The sequence below is a fragment of the Streptomyces sp. NTH33 genome (genome assembly GCF_003236365.1).
Lineage (GTDB): Bacteria > Actinomycetota > Actinomycetes > Streptomycetales > Streptomycetaceae > Streptomyces.
Map to the genome: position 1 here is coordinate 1 of NZ_POTZ01000694.1, position 2,627 is coordinate 2,627.

Genomic DNA, 2,627 nt, shown 5'->3' on the forward strand with positions numbered 1-2,627 from the left:
ATGCGGGAGCACGGCCTCCCGCAGTTCACGGTCGACAGCCACCGCCCGGTGCGCGCCTTCGACGTGTTCGGCCTGTCCTTCTCCACCGAGCTGGGCTACACGAACATGCTGACGGCCCTGGACCTGGCGGGCATCCCGCTCCAGGCGCGCGACCGCACGGACGACGACCCGATCGTGATGGCCGGCGGCCACGCGGCCTTCAACCCGGAGCCGATCGCCGACTTCATCGACTGCGCGGTCATCGGCGACGGCGAGCAGGCGGTGCTGGAGGTCACCGGGATCATCCGCGCCTGGAAGGCGGAGGGCCGCCCGGGCGGGCGCGAGGAACTCCTCTTCCGCCTGGCCCGCACGGGCGCGGTGTACGTCCCCGGCTTCTACGACGTCGAGTACCTCCCCGACGGCCGCATCGGCCGGGTCGTCCCCAACAGGTCGGGCGTCCCGTGGCGGGTGTCCAAGCACACGGTGATGGACCTGGACGAGTGGCCGTACCCCAAGCAGCCCCTCGTCCCGCTGGCGGAGACGGTCCACGAGCGCATGTCGGTGGAGATCTTCCGCGGCTGCACGCGGGGCTGCCGCTTCTGCCAGGCCGGCATGATCACCCGCCCGGTGCGCGAGCGCTCCATCACGGGCATCGGCGAGATGGTCGACAAGGGCCTGAAGGCGACGGGCTTCGAGGAGGTCGGCCTGCTCTCGCTGTCCTCCGCGGACCACAGCGAGATCGGCGACATCGCCAAGGGCCTGGCCGACCGCTACGCGGACGACAAGATCGGCCTGTCGCTCCCCTCCACCCGGGTCGACGCCTTCAACATCGACCTGGCGAACGAACTGACGCGCAACGGCCGCCGCTCGGGCCTGACCTTCGCCCCGGAGGGCGGCTCGGAACGCATCCGCAAGGTCATCAACAAGATGGTCTCGGAGGACGACCTGATCCGCACCGTCGCCACGGCGTACGGCAACGGCTGGCGCCAGGTGAAGCTGTACTTCATGTGCGGCCTGCCCACGGAGACGGACGAGGACGTCCTGCAGATCGCCGACATGGCGACCCGGGTGATCCAGAAGGGCCGCGAGGTCTCCGGCTCCAACGACATCCGCTGCACGGTCTCCATCGGCGGCTTCGTCCCCAAGCCCCACACCCCGTTCCAGTGGGCGCCCCAACTCTCGGCGGAGGAGACGGACGCCCGTCTCGAAAAACTCCGCGACAAGATCCGCGGTGACAAGAAGTACGGCCGCTCGATCGGCTTCCGCTACCACGACGGCAAGCCGGGCATCGTCGAGGGCCTCCTCTCCCGCGGCGACCGCCGCGTGGGCGCGGTCATCCGCGCGGTCTACGAGGACGGCGGCCGCTTCGACGGCTGGCGCGAGCACTTCTCCTACGACCGCTGGATGGCTTGCGCCGACAAGGCCCTGGCCCCCTACGGCGTCGACGTCGACTGGTACACCACCCGCGAACGCTCCTACGAGGAGGTCCTCCCCTGGGACCACCTCGACTCCGGCCTCGACAAGGACTGGCTCTGGGAGGACTGGCAGGACGCCCTCGACGAGACGGAGGTCGAGGACTGCCGCTGGACGCCGTGCTTCGACTGCGGGGTGTGCCCTGCCATGGACACGTCCATCCAGATCGGCCCGACCGGCAAGAAGCTGCTGCCGCTGACGGTCAAGAACTCTCCGGCCGGCTGAAACGTGCGCTGAGTTCGCCCGTACGGTCCGATGTGCGGGGGGTTTGCCGGGCCCCTACGGTGAAAGGGCAAGCAACGGGCACGCGGGTGCCGTGCTGTGCGGGTGCCGCGTGCCGGTCCCGCACAGCACCGGAAGGTGGTCCCGAGATGGCTACAGCGTCGGAGGCTCCCGTTCTCGACACGCTCGCCGCCATGACCATGGACTCGGTCGAGCGGTGCCACATGGACGAGAGCACGCTCATCCTCACCCGCATCGCCGCGCTCGCGGCCATGGACGCACCGGCGATCTCCTACCTCGCCCACGTCGATCCCGCGGTCAAGGCCAACCTGACGCTCGAGCAGGTGCAGGACGTTCTCGTGGCGATCGCTCCCGTGGTGGGCACGGCACGCGTCATGGCGGCAGCGGCCCACATCACCAAGGCGCTCGGCTTCGCCGTCGCGGTGGCCGAGTCGGACGCCCAGGCGATCGCCACCGCCGAGGCCCAGAGCCGCGGCGGCTCCTGAACACATCCTGAGGCCGGGACCGGGCCGGGCCTGATCCCCTGCCCGAGGAGAGAACACCGGCACGCGCGCATGGATCCGGACGGCGTGCCGCCGCGTCCTTCCCGGTATGGAACTCGACAAGCCGGGGGCGGGGGAGCGGCCGCCCGAGGGCTGCCTCGTGGCGGCGGTCCGGATGCCCGTACGGATCGTCGTGCTGGTGCTGGTCGTGCCGGTGCGGATGGCGTGGGACGCGCTCGTCGTCGGCGGGCGGTTCCTGCGCGACACCGTGCTGCGGCCGACCGGGCGGGCGCTGGCGTGGCTCGGGCGGGCGGTGTTCGTCCGGCCGTGGGTGGCGCTGTGGCGGTACGTCGCCGTGCCCGTCGGCCGGGCACTCCTGTGGCTCGGGCGTGTGCTGGTCGTCGTACCGCTCGTGTGGGTGTACCGGTGGGTGCTGACGCCCGTCGGGCA

2 protein-coding genes and 1 pseudogene are annotated in these 2,627 nt (G+C 70.9%); all 3 read left to right on the plus strand.

All coding sequences use genetic code 11. From position 1 onward, the window contains the following. On the plus strand, positions 1-1,677 hold a 1,677-nt coding region (locus C1I97_RS35075; protein WP_111007001.1), incomplete at its 5' end, for a TIGR03960 family B12-binding radical SAM protein. A 146-nt stretch (positions 1,678-1,823) separates the two neighbouring features. Continuing rightward, on the plus strand, positions 1,824-2,180 hold the full coding sequence (locus tag C1I97_RS35080; RefSeq protein WP_111007002.1) for a carboxymuconolactone decarboxylase family protein: 357 nt from the start codon (positions 1,824-1,826) through the stop codon (positions 2,178-2,180). A 106-nt stretch (positions 2,181-2,286) separates the two neighbouring features. Then, a pseudogene (locus C1I97_RS35085) lies at positions 2,287-2,627 on the plus strand (hypothetical protein); the annotation flags it as partial.